This window comes from Micromonospora sp. HK10 (assembly GCF_000982955.1).
Classification (GTDB): domain Bacteria; phylum Actinomycetota; class Actinomycetes; order Mycobacteriales; family Micromonosporaceae; genus Micromonospora.
Genome location: NZ_KQ058713.1, coordinates 1 through 16,443 on the forward strand (window position 1 = coordinate 1; position 16,443 = coordinate 16,443).

Annotated in this window: 15 protein-coding genes; 6 read left to right on the forward strand and 9 right to left on the reverse strand. The window is 74.8% G+C overall.

The features are described 5' to 3' along the window. Positions 1 to 188 precede the first annotated feature (188 nt). From LQ51_RS06410 to LQ51_RS06420, 3 genes are all read left to right on the forward strand, one after another. Entirely contained in the window at positions 189 to 857 is a 669-nt protein-coding gene (locus LQ51_RS06410; RefSeq protein WP_231605465.1) for an SCO7613 C-terminal domain-containing membrane protein, read from the forward strand. A 121-nt stretch (positions 858 to 978) separates the two neighbouring features. Then, a complete protein-coding gene (locus LQ51_RS06415) occupies positions 979 to 2,028 on the forward strand; it encodes a fatty acid desaturase family protein (protein ID WP_046563745.1) in 1,050 nt (349 codons plus the stop codon). Between the two features lie 143 nt (positions 2,029 to 2,171). Beyond that, a complete protein-coding gene (locus LQ51_RS06420) occupies positions 2,172 to 3,320 on the forward strand; it encodes an FHA domain-containing protein (protein ID WP_046563754.1) in 1,149 nt (382 codons plus the stop codon). Positions 3,321 to 3,382: 62 nt separating this feature from the next. On the opposite strand, the gene rocD is transcribed toward LQ51_RS06420, so the two are convergent. The 3 genes from rocD to LQ51_RS06435 all read right to left on the reverse strand — a co-directional run bounded on the left by rocD (position 3,383) and on the right by LQ51_RS06435 (position 6,714). Further along, positions 3,383 to 4,597 (reverse strand): ornithine--oxo-acid transaminase, encoded by a 1,215-nt coding sequence (gene rocD / locus LQ51_RS06425; RefSeq protein ID WP_197087542.1) that lies wholly within the window; start codon positions 4,595 to 4,597, stop codon positions 3,383 to 3,385. Continuing rightward, positions 4,597 to 5,412, reverse strand: a complete 816-nt coding sequence (gene ddaH, locus LQ51_RS06430) for a dimethylargininase (RefSeq protein ID WP_197087543.1) — start codon at positions 5,410 to 5,412, stop codon at positions 4,597 to 4,599. The genes rocD and ddaH overlap by 1 nt, the downstream gene beginning before the upstream one ends. 336 nt (positions 5,413 to 5,748) lie before the next feature. Further along, complete coding sequence (locus LQ51_RS06435; protein WP_046563747.1) at positions 5,749 to 6,714, reverse strand: hypothetical protein; 966 nt, start codon at positions 6,712 to 6,714, stop codon at positions 5,749 to 5,751. A gap of 193 nt (positions 6,715 to 6,907) precedes the next feature. Here LQ51_RS06435 and LQ51_RS06440 point away from each other — a divergent pair, with 193 nt between their 5' ends. Further along, positions 6,908 to 7,801: a septum formation family protein gene (locus LQ51_RS06440; RefSeq protein WP_046563748.1), complete on the forward strand. Its 894-nt coding sequence runs from the start codon at positions 6,908 to 6,910 to the stop codon at positions 7,799 to 7,801. A gap of 25 nt (positions 7,802 to 7,826) precedes the next feature. Here LQ51_RS06440 and LQ51_RS06445 read toward each other — a convergent pair whose 3' ends face one another. Next, complete coding sequence (locus tag LQ51_RS06445; protein ID WP_046563756.1) at positions 7,827 to 8,060, reverse strand: GntR family transcriptional regulator; 234 nt, start codon at positions 8,058 to 8,060, stop codon at positions 7,827 to 7,829. Positions 8,061 to 8,234: 174 nt separating this feature from the next. Here LQ51_RS06445 and LQ51_RS06450 point away from each other — a divergent pair, with 174 nt between their 5' ends. Next, entirely contained in the window at positions 8,235 to 8,762 is a 528-nt protein-coding gene (locus tag LQ51_RS06450; RefSeq protein ID WP_046563749.1) for a hypothetical protein, read from the forward strand. A 122-nt stretch (positions 8,763 to 8,884) separates the two neighbouring features. Further along, complete coding sequence (locus LQ51_RS06455; RefSeq protein WP_046563750.1) at positions 8,885 to 9,694, forward strand: Fpg/Nei family DNA glycosylase; 810 nt, start codon at positions 8,885 to 8,887, stop codon at positions 9,692 to 9,694. A gap of 146 nt (positions 9,695 to 9,840) precedes the next feature. On the opposite strand, the gene LQ51_RS06460 is transcribed toward LQ51_RS06455, so the two are convergent. The 5 genes from LQ51_RS06460 to LQ51_RS06480 all read right to left on the reverse strand — a co-directional run bounded on the left by LQ51_RS06460 (position 9,841) and on the right by LQ51_RS06480 (position 16,102). Further along, a complete protein-coding gene (locus tag LQ51_RS06460) occupies positions 9,841 to 10,713 on the reverse strand; it encodes an aminoglycoside phosphotransferase family protein (RefSeq protein WP_046563751.1) in 873 nt (290 codons plus the stop codon). 212 nt (positions 10,714 to 10,925) lie between these two features. Then, positions 10,926 to 12,347, reverse strand: a complete 1,422-nt coding sequence (locus tag LQ51_RS06465; RefSeq protein WP_046563752.1) for a WGR domain-containing protein — start codon at positions 12,345 to 12,347, stop codon at positions 10,926 to 10,928. A 125-nt stretch (positions 12,348 to 12,472) separates the two neighbouring features. Continuing rightward, a complete protein-coding gene (locus tag LQ51_RS06470; protein ID WP_046563757.1) occupies positions 12,473 to 13,417 on the reverse strand; it encodes a PDDEXK family nuclease in 945 nt (314 codons plus the stop codon). 121 nt (positions 13,418 to 13,538) lie between these two features. Then, a complete protein-coding gene (locus tag LQ51_RS06475; RefSeq protein WP_046563758.1) occupies positions 13,539 to 14,921 on the reverse strand; it encodes an FAD-dependent oxidoreductase in 1,383 nt (460 codons plus the stop codon). A gap of 41 nt (positions 14,922 to 14,962) precedes the next feature. After that, the gene (locus LQ51_RS06480) at positions 14,963 to 16,102 is read right to left on the reverse strand and encodes a carboxylate-amine ligase (RefSeq protein ID WP_046563753.1); all 1,140 of its coding nucleotides are present in this window, start codon (positions 16,100 to 16,102) and stop codon (positions 14,963 to 14,965) included. Positions 16,103 to 16,443: the final 341 nt, after the last annotated feature.

The window sequence follows — 16,443 nt, forward strand, 5'->3', positions numbered from 1 at the left end:
TGCCGCCGGCCGCCGCCGGTCCCGTGCCACCGGCCGGCCCGGGCCAGGCGACACCGCCGGCCGCCGCCGGTCCGGTGCCGCCGGGCGCCGTTGGTCCGGTGCCGCCGGCCGCCGCCGGTCCGGTGCCGGCGGGCCCTGTTGGTCCGGTGCCGGCGGACCGTGGCGGTCGGGTGGCGGGACGTGCCGGGGTGGGGGATCCGGCGGTGGCGCTGGAGGCCGCCGCGCAGGCGGTGGCCCTGCTCGCCCTGCTGCTCACCGTCGGCGCGTTGCGCCCGGCGTCGACGGTCTGCACCCTATGGGGCGTGGCGGTGGCGCTGCGGGTGCTGCGCCGGGGCGAGTCGCGCGTGCGGCGGTGGGCCCTCGCCGGCGTGGCGGGCGGCAGCGTGCTGCTCGGCGGCTGGCTGCAACTGCTGGCCAGCCGGGTGACGCTGCTGGAGGCGTACACCGTGCCGGCGGCGGCGCTGGCCCTCGGCGCCGGCCTGGTGGCGCTGCGCAGCCGGCCCGGCCTGAACAGCTGGCTGGCGCTCGGCCCAGGGCTGGCGGCGGTGCTGCTGCCCGGCCTGGTATCGGTGCTGGTGGCGCCCGAGCCGCAACCGTGGCGGCGGCTGGCGCTCGGCGTCGTCGCCCTCGGCGCGGTGCTCGGCGGCGCGGCCCGGCGCTGGCAGGCGCCCGTGGTGCTGGGCGCGGCCGCGCTGGTGCCGCTCGCGCTGCACGAGCTGGCCCGGGGTTGGGACCTGCTGCCCCGCTGGATCTTCCTGGGGCTGGGCGGGCTGGCGCTGATCGCACTGGCCGCCACGTACGAGCGGCGGCGCCGGGACGTGGTCCGGCTCCGCGCCGCGGTCGGCGGGATGAGGTAGGGACAACACCACCCCCGACTGGGGGGTTGCCGGGATTACCGTGCGCAACCGTCCCGACCAGACTCGATCACGGAAAGTCGCGCCGGCCCGGCGCGTTCCGTGGACGAGAACGGGGGATCGGATGACCTCATCGACGGTGACGGCACCGGCGGTACGGCGGGGCAGCGACTACGCCCGGCTGTCCCGCCGGGTCGCCGAGGCCGGGCTGTTCGCCCGCCGGCCGGCCTGGTACGCGCTGCGGATCGGCCTCACCCTGGGCGGGTTCCTGGCCGGTTGGGCGCTGGTGGTGGCGGTCGGCGACTCCTGGGCGCAACTGGCCCTGGCCGTCGTGCTGGCGGTGGCCACCACCCAGGTGTCGTTCCTCGGGCACGACGCCGGGCACCGGCAGATGTTCCGCCGGCGCGGCCCGAGCGAGCTGGTCGGGCTGCTCGCCGGCAACCTCGCCGTCGGGCTGAGCTACGGCTGGTGGGTGGAGAAGCACAACCGCCACCACGCCAACCCGAACCACGCCGACGAGGACCCGGACGTCGGCGCGGGCGCGCTGGTCTGGACGCCCGAGCAGGCGGCCGCGACCCAGGGGTTCAGCCGCTGGTTGGCCCGCCGGCAGGCGTGGCTCTTCTTCCCGATGCTGCTGCTGGAGGGGTTGGCGCTGCACGTGGCGAGCGTGCGGGCGGTGACCGGCCGGGCGGACGGCCGCTGGCGTACCCCGGTCCGGCACCGGGCCGCCGAGGCGGCGCTGCTCGTCGCGCACGCCGCCGGCTACCTGGGGCTGCTGTTCGCGGTGATGTCGCCGGCGAAGGCCCTGCTCTTCGTCGTCGTCCACCAGGGGCTGTGGGGGTTGTACATGGGGTGCGCGTTCGCCCCCAACCACAAGGGCATGCCGATGCCGACCGCCGAGGACGACCTGGACTATCTGCGTAAGCAGGTGCTCACCTCGCGCAACGTGCGGGGCGGCCGGTTCGTGGACGTGGCGCTCGGCGCGCTCAACTACCAGATCGAGCACCACCTCTTCCCGAACATGCCCCGGGCCAACCTGCGCCGGGCCCGGCCGATCGTCCAGGCGTTCTGCGCCGAGCAGGGCCTGCCGTACGCGGAGACCGGGCTGATCGAGTCGTACCGGCAGGGGCTGGCGCACCTGCACGAGGTCGGGAGGCCGCTGCGGCGCGGCTGACCCGGGCGGTCGGGGCCGTGCCGCGGCCGGGGCGGTCCGGGCCGCCCCGGTAGGGTCGGGGCCATGGCAGACGTGCTCACCGTGGAGGCGGTACGGGACGAGCCGGCGCGGCGGTGGCCGGCCCGGCGGACCGGGAGCGCCCGATGAGATTCGAGATCAGCAAGGTGCTGGACGCCATCGAGGGTCGGGTCTGCACCGACCCGGCGTTGGCGCGCGCCGTGGTGGACCTGGCCGAGGTGATCCGCTGGCAGGACCTGGACGGCGGCCGGCCGGCCAGCCTGCTGCGGCTCGGCATGGTGATCGATGCCCTGGCCCGGCAGTTGGAGGAGGACAGCGTCCCGGTGTACGCGATCGTGCACCGGGCCCTGCTCTCCGACGCGGACCTCACCTCCAATGAGCGGATGGTGGTCCGGCGCTGGGCCGACGACGGCCTCGTCGAGGTCCTCGACCAGCCCGGCGACCGGGTGCTGGAGGTGGCCGACCTGCTCGGCCTGCCGGTGCTCAGCCGGGTCCGCTTCGACGGCCGGCAGGGGCGGTTCCCGTGGCTCGGGCAGGCCGGGCGGGTGCTCGCCCCGGTGCCCGGTGCCGGTGGCCCGGTCTTCATCGCCCACGTCGGCGGTGGGCAGCGCCCGGCGGTCGGGGGCCGCTCACCGGTCGGGGCGAAGCTGCTGGCCCGGCAGTGGCGCTGCCCGGAGCCGGGGTGCGCGCTCTTCGGCGGCGGTGGGGGCGGCGGCGCCTTCGCCGACCTGGCCCGGGTGGACCGGGCGCCGGCCGGTCAGCCGCCACCGGCGTTGCGCAACGGGGTGCCGACCTGTCCCCGGCACGGGGCCCGGCTCGGCGACGCCGGGCCGCGCCCGCGTACGGAGGTGCTGGCGGTGCGGATCGGTGGGCTGGTGCGCCGCCGGTTCGCGCTCACCGAGGCGCAGCCGGTGCTGGTCGGGCGGGCGCCGGATCCGGCCGACGGGATCGTCCTCGGCCAGTGGCTCAACGACGAGGCGCGGCGCTGGATCAGCCGCAGCCACGTCCGGTTCGAGCTGAGGGTGGGTGAGGTGATCGTGACGGACACCAGCACCAACGGCTCGGGCGTGCGGCCGGGCGGCTCGATGGTCGAGGCGGACCGGATCGCGCTGGCCCCGCAGCAGTCCCGGGTGCTGGCCGAGGGGGACGTGATCGAGCTCTACCCGGGCGTGCACGTCGGCCGCGCCGACGAGTTGCCCAGCGACGCGAAGTTCAGCCCCACCTCGGTGATGGCCGAGGCGCCCACCATGGCGATGCGGCTGCCGCGGGTCTGACCCGGGGGACGCGCGAAGGGCGCCGGGACCGCGACGGTCCCGGCGCCCTGTCGGGTACGGGGTCAGCCGGCCAGCACGGCGGCGAGCTGGGCCACCGCGTGGTCGATCTCCTCCTCCGTGATCACCAGCGGCGGGGCGAGCCGGATGGTGGAGCCGTGGGTGTCCTTGGCCAGGACGCCCCGCTCCATCAGCCGCTCGCAGGCCTGCCGGCCGGTCATCAGCGCCGGGTCGATGTCCAGGCCGGCCCAGAGGCCCCGGCCCCGGACCGCGACCAGGCCCTTGCCGATCAGGCCGCGCAGCCCGGCGTGCAGCCGCTCGCCCAGCTCGGCGGAGCGCCGCTGGAACTCGCCGGTGGCCAGCAGCCGGACCACCTCGGTGGCGACGGCGCAGGCCAACGGGTTGCCGCCGAAGGTCGAGCCGTGCTGGCCGGGCTGGAGCACGCCGAGCACGTCGGCGTTCGCGGCCACCGCGGAGACCGGCACGATGCCGCCGCCGAGCGCCTTGCCCAGCAGGTACATGTCCGGGACGACACCCTCGTGCTCGCAGGCGAAGGTGGCGCCGGTGCGGCCCAGGCCGGACTGGATCTCGTCGGCGATGAAGAGCACGTTCCGCTCGGTGCAGAGCTGGCGGACGCCCGGCAGGTAGCCCTCCGGCGGCACCACGACGCCCTGCTCGCCCTGGATCGGCTCGAGCAGCACGGCCACGGTGTTCTCGTCGATCGCGGCGGTCAGCGCGGCCAGGTCGCCGTAGGGGACGACCGTGAAGCCCGGGGTGTACGGCCCGAAGTCGGCGCGCGCGTCCTCGTCGGTGGAGAAGCTGACGATCGTGGTGGTACGCCCGTGGAAGTTGCCCTCCGCCACCACGATGTTGGCCTGGCCGGGGGTGACGCCCTTGACCTGGTAGCCCCACTTGCGGGCGACCTTGATGCCGGTCTCCACCGCCTCGGCGCCGGTGTTCATCGGCAGCACCAGGTCCTTGCCGCAGAGTGCGGCCAGCTCCCGGCAGAAGTCGGCGAACTGGTCGTGGATGAACGCCCGGCTGGTGAGGGTGAGCCGGTCCAGCTGGGCGTGCGCGGCCTCGATCAGCTTCGGGTGCCGGTGGCCGAAGTTCAACGCCGAGTAGCCGGCCAGGCAGTCCAGGTAGCGGCGGCCGTCCACGTCGGTCAGCCAGGCGCCCTCGGCCGACGAGATCACCACGGGCAGCGGGTGGTAGTTGTGCGCCGTGTGCCGCTCCGCGTCCCGGACCGCGGCCGGAGTCCGCAGCATGTCGTCGATGATCACTTGCTCGCCTTTCCCTGACGGAGTCGCAACGTGCAGCACTTCGGTCCGCCGCCGGCCTTGCGCAGCTCGGACAGGTCGATCCCGATGGTCTCGTAGCCCCGGTCGCGCAGCTTCGCGGCGAGGTCGGTGGCCTGCGCCGGCAGCACCACGTGCCGGCCGTCGCTGACCGCGTTCAGCCCCAGCACCTCGGCGTCGGCCATGGTCGCGTGGATGGCGTCCGGGAAGAGCCGGCGCAGCACGGCCCGGCTGCCCGGCGAGAACGCCTCCGGCAGGTACGCCACGGTCCGCTCGTCGAGCACGGTGAGCGCGGTGTCCAGGTGGTAGAAGCGCGGGTCGACCAGCTGCATGGTGATCACCGGGTAGCCGAAGAACTCCTGGAGCTGGGCGTGCGAGGCGTGCGCAGTGCGGAACCCGGTGCCGGCGAGCAGGTGGTCGCCGGCCAGCAGGACGTCGCCCTCGCCCTCGTTGACGTGCTTCGGGTCGTACATCTCGAAGCCGGCGGCCTCGAACCAGGCGCGGTAGGCGGGGGCCTCGTCGGCCCGCTGCGGGTCGCGGAACTGCACCGCCATCGCCTTGCCGTCGATCACCGTGCCGCCGTTGGCGGCGAAGACCATGTCCGGCAGGCCGGCCACCGGGTCGATCAGCTCGACCTCGTGGCCCAGGTCGACGTACGTCCGGCGGAGCTGCTCCCACTGCTCGATCGCCAGGTCGGCGTCGACCGGGGCGGTGGGGTCCATCCACGGGTTGATCGCGTAGTCGACGGCGAAGTACGTCGGCCGGCACATCAGAAAGCGCTGGCGGGTCGCGTCCATCGTCATGTCCTGCTCCCAGGGGTCGGGCGCGCCCGGCCACCGTGGCCCACGGGCTGGCGCCGTGGTCCAACGGTATGCGGCCCGGGCCGGCGACATCCACCGCGAGAAGTTGCGTACGCCGTCGGATCGTTGCGTCTGGCGACCTGGCTGCGGCGGATCGTTGCGTTCACGCGGGGGTGGAGCTGCCCCCGGGAGCAAGCCGCCCACCGGGGCCCGGCCCCGGACGCACTTCGGGGGCGGCGAACCGCCGCCCCCGAAGGAGGTGTGTGTCCGGCTGGTGAACCACCAGAGCTGGTCGGACCGCCGGAGCTGCGCCGGCGACCGGGACAGTGCCCGTCAGAACCAGTTGGCAAACTGTGAATCAAGCCACTCGCGGAACCGGCCCACCCAGTCGCCGTCGGTGGTCGGCCAGTCGAACTGGCCGGTCATCGCCACGATGCCCAGCACCACGGCGGCCAGGCCGACGACCACGCCGATCAGCGCGTCGGTCTTGCCGGCCACGTGCCGGCGGCGGGTGGCCATCAGGCCGAGCACCGCGAGCACCGCGCCGACCGCGCCGAGCCCGATGCCGTAACCGGCCAGGGTGCCGGTGAGCACGAAGAGCGCGCCGACCACCGAGACGATCAGGCCGAGGGTGGCGAGCAGGCTGGCCCGCGGCTTCTTCACCGGGACCGCCTGGTCCTCGACCCGCTCCCGGTGGTCCGGTCGGCCGTCCCGGTCCAGGTCGACGGTGCGCTCCGCAGCCGGGTCGAGCTGCCGGTCGGTGCGGGTGGCGTCGTCGGCGGACGGCCGGGTGCGGTCGTCGTCGACCGGCGCCACGGAACGGGCGGAGCCGTCGACCGGCGGCACGGTGCGGGTGGTGCCCGCGCCGAGCGGGCGACCGGTGGCGGCCCGCGCCGCCGCGGCCCGGTCGGCCGCCCGCCGTTCCGCGTCGGCGGCCCGGTCGGCCGCCCGCCGTTCCGCGTCGGCGGCCCGGTCGCCGTCGCCGGCGGTGGCGCCGCTGCGGTACGTCGTCTGTTCGGCGTCCCGGTCGGTGACCACCGGTCCGCCGTCGCGGGCGGTGCGCCCGGCGCGGTCGGCGACCTCGTCGCGGTCGGCGACGCCGTCACCGTCCCGGTCGGCGACCATGTCCCGGGCGGTGACGCGGTCCCGGTCGGTGACGCGGTCCCGGGCGGCGACCACCTCGCGGTCGGCGACGCCGTCACCGTCCCGGTCGGCGGCCTCGTCGCGGGCGTCGACCACGCCGTCGCCGTTCACGTCCTCAGTACGCGCCGGACCGTTCCGGCGGGACAGAATCTTCATCTCGACACCTCCTGCTGATCTCCGGCGCGGCGGCCGCGGAAGCGCACTACCGGCACACGCGTGAGGATGAGGTACCCAGGCGGCGGGACAATGACACCCGTCGACCGCCCGACTCCCCGTCACCGCCGCACCGAGGGCCCGCGGCGACCCGTATGCTGCGCGCGGTTGCCCGGGGGCCGAAGGAGAGATGGGTATGCGACAGCGGCGCGGCGGGACAGCGTTGGCGGCCGTGGTCCTGATGCTGCTGGCCGGCTGCACCTCGCCGGCCGGCACGGACGGCGACCTGACCGACGACTGGCGTCCGATCAGTGCGGTCGAGCAGTTCAGCCCGAAGGTGGGCGACTGCCACCTCATCGGTGACCCCACCAGCTACCTGAGCAGCTACCAGCCGGTGGACTGCGACCGACCGCACCTGGCCGAGACGTTCCACGTCGGCCGGTTCGGCGACGCGCTGGCTGCCCGACCCACCCCGCCGAAGGTGGGCTCGGCGGTGCTGCGGCCGGCGTACGCCGAGTGCGACACCCGGGCCCGCGCGTTCCTGGGCGGGGACTGGCACGGTGCCCGCCTGGTGGTGCAGGTCGCGCCGCCGTCGCCGAACGGTTGGGCGGGCGGCAGCCGCTGGTTCCGCTGCGACCTCTTCGAGGTCAGTGCGGTGGAGATCGGCGGCGACAACGACTCCGACTGGCCCACCCAGCACGCCGGCACCCTCCGCGACGCGCTCCGGGACCCGGCGTCGCCGCTGGCGTACCGGTGCGTGGAGCAGGTGGTCGGCGGGCTGCTCCAGGTGCCGTGCGCGGGCGAGCACCGGATCGAGTACGCCGGCACGTGGACCGCCCCGGAGGTGCCCTTCACCGCGCTGGCCGCCGACGAGGACCGGATCCACGCCGCCTGCCGCACAGTGATCGCCGGCTACGCGAAGCTGCCGGTCGACCGGCTGCTGCCGTACCGGACCAGCAGCCTGTACGGGCTGCCCTCGGCGGCCGCGTGGGCGCGCGGCGACCGGCAGGTCCGCTGCTTCGTCTGGTCGTACGACCTGCTGCGGCGAAGCGTGAAGGGTGCAGGTCCTTCGGCGCTGCCGGTGCACTGATCGCGGTGCGCCGCGCGCGTACGAGCTACGACCGCTCGGAGACGAACGTTCCTCGAGCGTGAACCGTGACGACCAAGCCGCGCTCGCGTAGCTCTCGCATGGCCATTCGCACGGTGCCCCGCGCTACGCCGTAGGTCTGCTGCAGGTGCAGTTCGCTCGGAAGCGGCTGCCCGGGGCGCAGCTTGCCCTCTTCGATCTCTTTGGCGAGCAGGTCCGCCAACTGCCGGTAGAGCGGCACGTTGTTCAGCGGGCTCGTCATGGGCGGCAGCGTAGACACGCGCATGATCTGTACGTATTCGGGGATGTGCAGCCACTAGACGTCTAGTGTCTAGACGTACATCGGCTGTACGTTTATGCGGCCCGCAAAAAGGCGGCCCCCGACCAGCGATTGCGCGCTGGCCGAGGGCCTTGATCGCCTGCAAGGAGGCGACCCGTGAGCACCCTACCCACGCTGCCTGTCTGCGGAGAACCCGCGACGGTCCGCATCGAGCTGTACACCGCCGACTCCCTGGACGGCTGCGCGTACACCTGCGCCGCGCATGCGGCCCAGGCCACCGCCGTGGTCGGCCGCGCCGGGCTGGACGCCCACCCGGTCGGCCTGGCGCCGGACGTGGACCGGCCGTGCGGCTACCTGCACGTCTATGCCACCGGGAGGCTGGCCACCGGGGAGGGTCCGGGCCACCCGCGCTGGTGCGACCGGGACGGGTGCGAGCGCCGGGGTCAGCACCGTTCCCGCGCCCGCCACGTCGGTACCAACCGCCCGGAGACGTTCATCGTCGACGTGCGGCTGGTGCGGGCGTTGCACCCGGCCGCCGAGCCGATGGTGAACCTCACCAGCGTGGCGGGCGGCGCCGCCGCCACCCTGCTTCTGTCGATCAGCCAGGCGCGGGTACTGCGGTACCGGCTGGCTCACCTGCTCGACGAGGCCAAGGCTGCCCGCAACGGCGGTCGGTGGTCGTGACGCGAAGTACCGCACCCGGGGCCGCCACCAGCATCCGTGCGGGCCCCGAGGCTCGGTGGGTGACAGCGCTGTTCGACAGGTCACGCGGGAGATGCGAGAGCGGTTGACTACCCTTGGCTCCCGTGCCAGAGGGACACACCATCCATCGCCTGGCGGCCCGGCACGCCGAGCTCTTCGCCGGCGACAAGGTGTACGCCACCAGCCCGCAGGGCCGCTTCGCCGAGGGCGCGGCCCGGCTCAGCGGCACCGTCCTCGACGGCACCGAGGCGTACGGCAAGCACCTGCTGCACCACCACGCGGGCGAGCTGACCCTGCACGTGCACCTCGGGCTCTACGGGAGGTTCGCCGGCGGCCCGGGCCAGCCCCCGGCCCCGGTCGGGCAGGTGCGGCTGCGGCTCACCAGCGATGCGCACTGGCTGGACCTGCGCGGGCCGGCCGCCTGCGAGCTGCTCACCCCGGCCGAGGTGGATGCGCTGCGGGCCCGGCTCGGCCCGGACCCGCTGCGCACCGACGCCGACCCGGACCGGGCGTACGCCCGCATCCGGCGCAGCCCCACCCCGCTGGCCGCGCTGCTGCTGGACCAGTCGGTGGTGGCCGGCACCGGGTTGATCTTCGTGACCGAGGCGCTGTTCCGGGCCGGCCTGCCGCCCACGCTGCCCGGCCGGGCGCTGGACCCCGCGGGCTGGGACCGGATCTGGGCCGACCTGGTCCACCTGATGACCCGCGCCGTCGCCGCGGGCCGCATCGACACCGTCCGCGACGAGCACCTGCCGGAGGCGATGGGCCGGTCACCGCGCGTCGACCGGCACGGCGGCGAGGTGTACGTCTACCGCCGCCCTGGCGCGCCCTGCCACGTCTGCCGCACCGCGGTCAGCCGGGGCACACTGGCCGGCCGCAACCTCTACTGGTGCGCCACCTGCCAAGCCGGCTGAACGGCCCGGCGTCGCCGGGCCGTTCGGTACCGCCGGGGCCGGGCGTCGCCGGGCCGTTCGGTACCGCCGGGGCCGGGCGTCGCCGGGCCGTTCGGTACCGCCGGGGCCGGGTGCCGCCGGGCCGCCCGCGAGACGGTCCCGACGGTTCACGCCTGGTCGAGCAGCCAGCGGACCGTCTCGACCTGGCTCGGGAAGACCTGGTCGTCGCCGAGGCTCCAGGCCAGGGTGTGCGCGACCGCCCAGCCGCGTACCCGCTCCCGGTCCAGCCCCAGCTCGGTGCTGAGCCGGTCCAGCCGGTGCCGGACCTCGGCGGGGGAGTGCCCCAGCTCCGGGCCGCGCACCATCGGCACCGCGGCGAACTCGCGCTCGCCGACCAGCGGTTTCGGGTCGATGACCAGCCACGGCTCGCGGCCGGCCGCCAGCACGTTGCCGGCGTGCAGGTCCTGGTTGACCAGCACCTGCTCACCCTGGCTCGGCACCAGGTCGGCGAGCAGCCCGAGGGCGGCGTCCAGCAGCCGCCGCTCGAACGGCCGGTTCAGCCGCTCCCACTTGGCCGGCATCCGCTCGGTCCAGCCGGCGGCCTCCTCGGCGAGCGGGGTGAACGGCGGTCCGGCCGGCACGCCGAGCCGGGGCAGCAGCGCGACCATCACGTCGAGGGCCGCCTCGGGCGGCAGCGCGTGCAGCGGGGTGCCGGGCAGGCAGCGCTCGACCAGCAGCGCGCGCCGCCCGGCGTCGTGGGCGAGCAGCCGGATCGCGCCGCGCCCCGCCCAGTGCGTCAGCGCGGTCGCCTCGTGCACGCTGTCCTCGTCCGGGTACTGGAGCTTCAGCACCGCCAGGGTGCCGTCTGGCAGTTCCGCCGGCAGCGCCAGCGACGCGAAGGCGGAGCCGAACGGCGTACCGACCCGCAGCTGCCAGCGCTCGACGCACTCGGCCAGCCGGTCCGGCAGGCCGGCGAGCCAGGCCCGGCCGGCCGGGTACCGCCCGGTCCAGCGCAGCCCTTCGGGGATCTCCAGAGACATCCGACCATCCTGAGGTCCGGTGGCAGTCGCCTACAAACCGTTTCCGGCGCGGTGCCGTCCGGAAGTGCGAACCCCACGGGGCGGCCGGATGCCGGACGCAGCAGACCAGGAACACGTCGAGTACTTCATCACCCGCGTGCCGGCGCCGCGCTGGACCTGCCGGGGACCGGTCCGAGGGTGGTCCGGCACCACCCCCGGAGGACCGGAGCCGTTCAGCGCAGCCGGCGGATGTCCCCGTACGCCCGGTAGAAACCGCCCCGGCCGGACTCCCGGACCTCCGTGACCAGGTAGCGTGCGCCCGGCTCGCGGATGCCCTTGGGGAACTGCACCGACCAGTCCCGACGGTAGCCGTCGGAGAGCACGTGGATGCGCATCCGGCCGCCCTGCTCGACGCACTGCACCACCACGCCGGAGCGGTCGTCGGTGGTCACCTCGACCGTGGTCCAGGCGGCCGGCTCGGGCAGCCGGGCCGGCGCCTTGACGTCCACCACCTCGGGGACGGTGCCCGCCTCGGCCGCCCGGATCGCCGCCTCGCCGGCGTCGACGCAGGCCAGGTAGCCGCCGGTGGTCACCAGGTAGAGCCGTTCCTGGTGGTACTGCATCGAGTAGGCGGAGCCGCAGCCGGTGCCGAGCTTCCACAGCCGGTTGCCGGCGGCGTCGAAGCAGTAGATCGAGGACTGGTTGTCGCCGGCGAAGACGTACCGGCCGTCCTCGGCGGTGGCGCAGGAGAAGACCGGGGCGTCGCAGCGGTATGTCCGGTCGGCCCGACCGTCCTTGCGCAGCCGCACCACCTCGCGGGTGCCGGTGCCGGCGAACACCGCGTCGCGTTCCTGCCAGCCGAAGAGCACCGAGCCGGTGCGGGTGTGCCACAGCTCCCGCCCGCTGCGCCAGTCGTAGCCGGTGACCCCCTGGGAGTGGCCGTGGTAGAGGGCGTCGCGATCACAGCGCACCATCCAGGCGGCCCGGCCCCGCCCCGGCCGGCGCCAGAGGAACTCGTCCTCGTGGTCGATGGCGGCGATCCCGCCGGCCGCGTCGGAGACCCCCAGCACGCCGTCGTGGATGTCCAGCCAGTAGATGTCGATCTCCGGGGCGATCGCGTACGCCACCCGGGGCACCTTGCCGGAGAGGTCGTAGACGTTGCCGTCGTCGCAGCCCGCGTAGATCCAGGCGTCGTCGGCGACGATGCACTTCACCCCGTCGGGGAGCCGGACCTGGTTCAGCACCCGGGCGTCGTGGTCCAGCGTGGTGATCACTCCGTGTTCGTTTCCGACCAGGCAGCTCTGCCCGTCGATGAAGATGCCGAACGCGGGCGCGCCGGAGGCGTACCGCCAGAGGACCGGGGCGGTGCGGGCGGTGGAGCGGGTGCTGACGATCTGCCGGCGGGACACCGGGCGCTTCTGGCGTACGCCGCGCACCGCCGGGGCGTACCCCTTGCGGATCTTCTCGCCGATCTTCTTCGCGGCGGCGGCCCGGGCCCGGGCGTTGTCCGGGAAGGTGCTCGTCTTCACCTGGCCCTGGTCGCCGATCCGGCCGTAGCGCACGGTCAACGCCGTGTCCTCCACCACCACCTCGTAGAACTTGTGCGCGGCACCGTCCACTTCGGACAGTTCGAGGTAGGTCGTCTCCTGCGACATGGGGGTCCTCCGAGGGAAAGGGCCGGAACCGGCGACAGCGCGCACAAGGTAACCGCGCCCCCCGACAAAGAGGTGTGGGTGCGTTTGTTGTCGTCCCAGCGACCACAAACGCACCCACAGGAGCGCTACGGCCGCCAGCCGGCCGCCGCCAGGGCGGCCCGGAGTTGGGCCACCACCTCGTCGGGGCGGTGCCGGACGTCGAAGGCGGTGAACCGCAGGATCCGGTCGCCGGAGATCCAGACGTCGTTCTGCCGGCGCAGGTCCGCCGCCCACTGCCGGACGTCCAGGTGGTGCGCGCCGTCCACCTCGACGTGCAGCCCCCAGCGCCGCCAGTACGCGTCGAGGTAGCGCACCCGGCCGCGCGCGTCGCGCCGGCGTTCCTGACCGTCCGGAACCGGCAGGTCGTGGCGGCGGCAGAGCCGGACCAGGTCGATCTCGGACAGGGCCTGGGCGCCACCGGCCACGTCCTGGAGCGTCTCCCGGATCAAGCCCCTGCGCAGGGCGCGCGGCATCCGGTCCAGCACGGCAGTGATCTCGGCCGGGGTGACCCGCCGCTGCTGGCAGCCGGCCGCCAGGAGCTGCTGCGCCTCCTCGTCGGTACGCGCCCACTGGGCCGCGTCCACCAGGGACCGGGCCATGCTCGTCCGGTCCGGCCGGCCCCGCTGCCGGTCGACGGCGGGCAGGGCACGGACCCGGCGCACCCGTACCGCGGGAAGGCCCAGGGGCAGCCGGCGCAGCAGGTCGGCGGCGCGTCGCCGGTGCGGGACGAGGACGTCCACCGTTTCGTACCGCCAGTTGCCCCGCAGGCCACCGGCCTGTGCGGCGGCCAGCCCGGCGAGCACCGCGCCCCGGCCCGCCGCGAGCACCGCGACCCACCATTGCTGCTCCCGGTCGAACGGCCCGTCCGGGGCCGCCCGCAGCAGCCCACGGCACACCCGCTGCCAGCGGCCGCTGGCCAGCAGGTGCCGGACCCGGGCCGGGGTCAGCTCGGCCGTCGCCTGCGCCCAGGTCAACACCCCCGACTGCGTGAAGAGCAGCCACTCCAGCCCTGACGCGTCGTCTCGCGGCATCCGCACCCGTCGATTCCAACCGACTGCGGGCGCGTGGCACAAGGTAGCCGCGCCCCCGACAACGAGGTGTGGGTGCGTTTGTTGTCGCCCCAGCGACAACAAACGCACCCGCGGGCGACAGCTAACGGCCGGTGTGGGCGAGGGCCTCGACGGCCTCCCGGGCGGCGATCAGCACCGGATCCCAGACCGGGGCGTACGGCGGGGCATAGCCCAGGTCGAGCGCCGTCATCTCGTCCACCGTCATGCCGTTCCACAGCGCCACGGCGAGCGCGTCGATCCGTTTGGCCGCCTCGGACCAGCCGACGATCTGCGCCCCGAGCAACCGGCCGCTGGGCCGCTCGGCGATCAGCTTCACGGTCATCGGCCGGGCGCCGGGGAAGTAGCCGGCCCGGTTGGTCGACTCGGCGAGCACGGTGATGAACTCGAAGCCGGCGGCGACGGCGTCCCGCTCGCGCAGGCCGGTGCGCCCCACCTCCAGCTCGCAGACCTTGGTCACCGCGGTGCCGACCACCCCGGGGAAGGTGGCGTACCCGCCGCCGATGTTGATCCCGGCGACCCGGCCCTGCTTGTTGGCGTGGGTGCCGAGCGGGATGTGCACGGGCAGGCCGCTGACCCGGTGCAGGCTCTCCACGCAGTCGCCGGCCGCCCAGACCCCGGGCACACCGGGCACCCGCATCCGGCGGTCGACGCGGACCGCGCCGCTCGGGCCGATCGGCAGGCCGGCCGCCTCGGCGAGCGCGATGTTGGGGCGTACGCCGAGACCCAGCACCACCACGTCGGCCGGGATCGGCCCCTCGGCCGTGACCACCGCGCTGACCCGGCCGTCCCGTTCCGCCAGGCCCTCGACCGGCAGCCCGGTGTGGATGCCGATGCCGGTCTGGCGCAGCGCCTCGGCGACCAGCTCGCCCATGTCCGGGTCCACGGTGGCCATCGGCTGGTCGGCCTGCTCGACGAGGTCGACCGTGAGCCCGCGGTCCAGCAGCGCCTCGGCCATCTCCACGCCGATGTAGCCGCCACCGACCACCACGGCGCGGCGGGGCCGCGGCTCGTGCTCCAGCCAGTCGATCAGGGCGGTGCCGTCGTCGAGCGTCTGCACGCCGAACACGCCGGCCACCCCGCCGCCGGCCCAGGCGGGCCTGACCGGGCTCGCGCCGGTGGCGTACACCAGGGTGTCGAAGCCGGCGCGGACCTCGCCGCCGCCGGCCAGGTCCCGGGCGACCACCTCGCGGCGGTCGAGGTCGATGGCGGTGACCTCGTGGCGCACCCGGACGTCGATGTCGAACTTGTCGCGGAAGGCCGCCGGATCGCGCGCGATCAGCTGGTCCCGCTCCTGCACCTGCCCGCTCACCCAGTACGGGATGCCGCACGACGAGTAGGAGGTGAAGTGCCCCCGCTCGAAAGCGGTGATCTCCAGGTCGGTCCGGTCCCGGCGGCGGCGTCGGGCCTGGGACGCCGCCGCCATCCCGGCGGCGTCCCCGCCGATGACGATCATCCGTTCGGCCACGAGCACCATCGTGTCACGCGGGTCGTGGCGGTGGGGCGCGCTCAGCCGCGCGTCTGCCGGGCCACGTCCTCGACCACGTCGAGCAGCCTGCCGGTCCGGGCGAACACGGCCCGCTGCCGTGCCGCGCCGCTGCCGTGCCGGCGCAGCCCGCCCAGCAGGTCGGTCACCTCGTCGAGGTCGCCGTGCCGATCCAGTTCGGGGCGGAGGTGGTCGACCAGCCGGTCCAGCAGTTCCCAGGCCGGGCGCAGCTCACCGTCGGTCAGGTCGACACCCTCGCCCTCCAGCCCGTCGTGGGCGGCCCGCCAGTGCGCGGCGACCAGCAGGTGGTGATCCGTGTTGATCGGCGCGCGGCCCTCGGCGATCTCCGTGAGCGCGGTCGCCACCAGGGCCCGGACCAGGGCGGCGACCAGCACCGCGTCGTCCACCGACGGGCAGACGTCACCGATTCGGATCTCCACGGTCGGGTACCGGGCGGAGAGCCGGGCGTACCAGTAGAGCATCCCCTCGTCGAGCATCACGCCGCTGGCGATGAGCTGCCGGATCAGCCGCTCGTAGTGCTCGTGCGACTCCAGGTAGGGGGTGGGCGCCACCGACGGCCAGCGTTCCCACTCGACGGAGCGCCAGCTGGCGTACCCGGTGTCCGTGCCCCGGGCGAACGGCGAGTTGGCGGTCACCGCGTGCAGCACCGGCAGCCACGGGCGGACGTGGTTGAGCACCCGCACCCCGGTGTCCGGGTCGGGGACCCCGACGTGCACGTGCATGCCGTTGTTGCCGGGGCCGGGTACGAGCAGCCGGAACCGTTCGATCATCCGGTCGAAGCGGGGCTTGTCCACGACCGGCGGGACCGGCCCGTCCACCGGCCCGGTGCCGATCGCCAACAGCCGTACGCCGGCACGCTCGGCGGCGTCGGCCAGCTCGGTGCGGAGCACGCTCAGCGAGTGCCGGATGGCGGACAGCTCCAGCCCGGGCGGGCTGCCGATCTCGATCTGGCTGGTCTGGAACTCCCGCTCCACCTGGCCGCGCAGTTCGGCCGGCACCTGTTCCATGACCAGGTCGACGGCGGGTACGGCGACCCCCGTGTGCGGATCGACCAGCAGGAACTCCTCCTCGACACCGACCGTGCGGAGGTCGGTGCCGCCGTGCGCGGCGCTCCGCTCCCGTTCCGCCACTGAACCGCTCATCGGCCACCACCGTCCGTGAAGAATCCGTTTGCGACGCCGTGCCGCGCCGTCGACGCCCTGTTACCCACCGTGTCGGGGCGGGGAAACGCGGGGTGCGGCGTGTCGCACCGGGAGCGCCGGCGGCCCGGCCCGGCGGCGCGGCGGCCCGGCCCCGATCGCCGTGCTCCGCCGGCCCTCGGTTGCGGCAAGCGGCGCGGTGGGGGTGACAGCGGGTTCTAGGCTGGGCGCGTGCCGGGAGTGCTGGTGGCCGTGACGAGCGCGTGGGCGTACGCCCTCGCCCAGCTCACGCTGGCCGCTGACCGGCCGGCGGCGCTGCTCGCGGGCGCGGCGGTGGCCGCCGC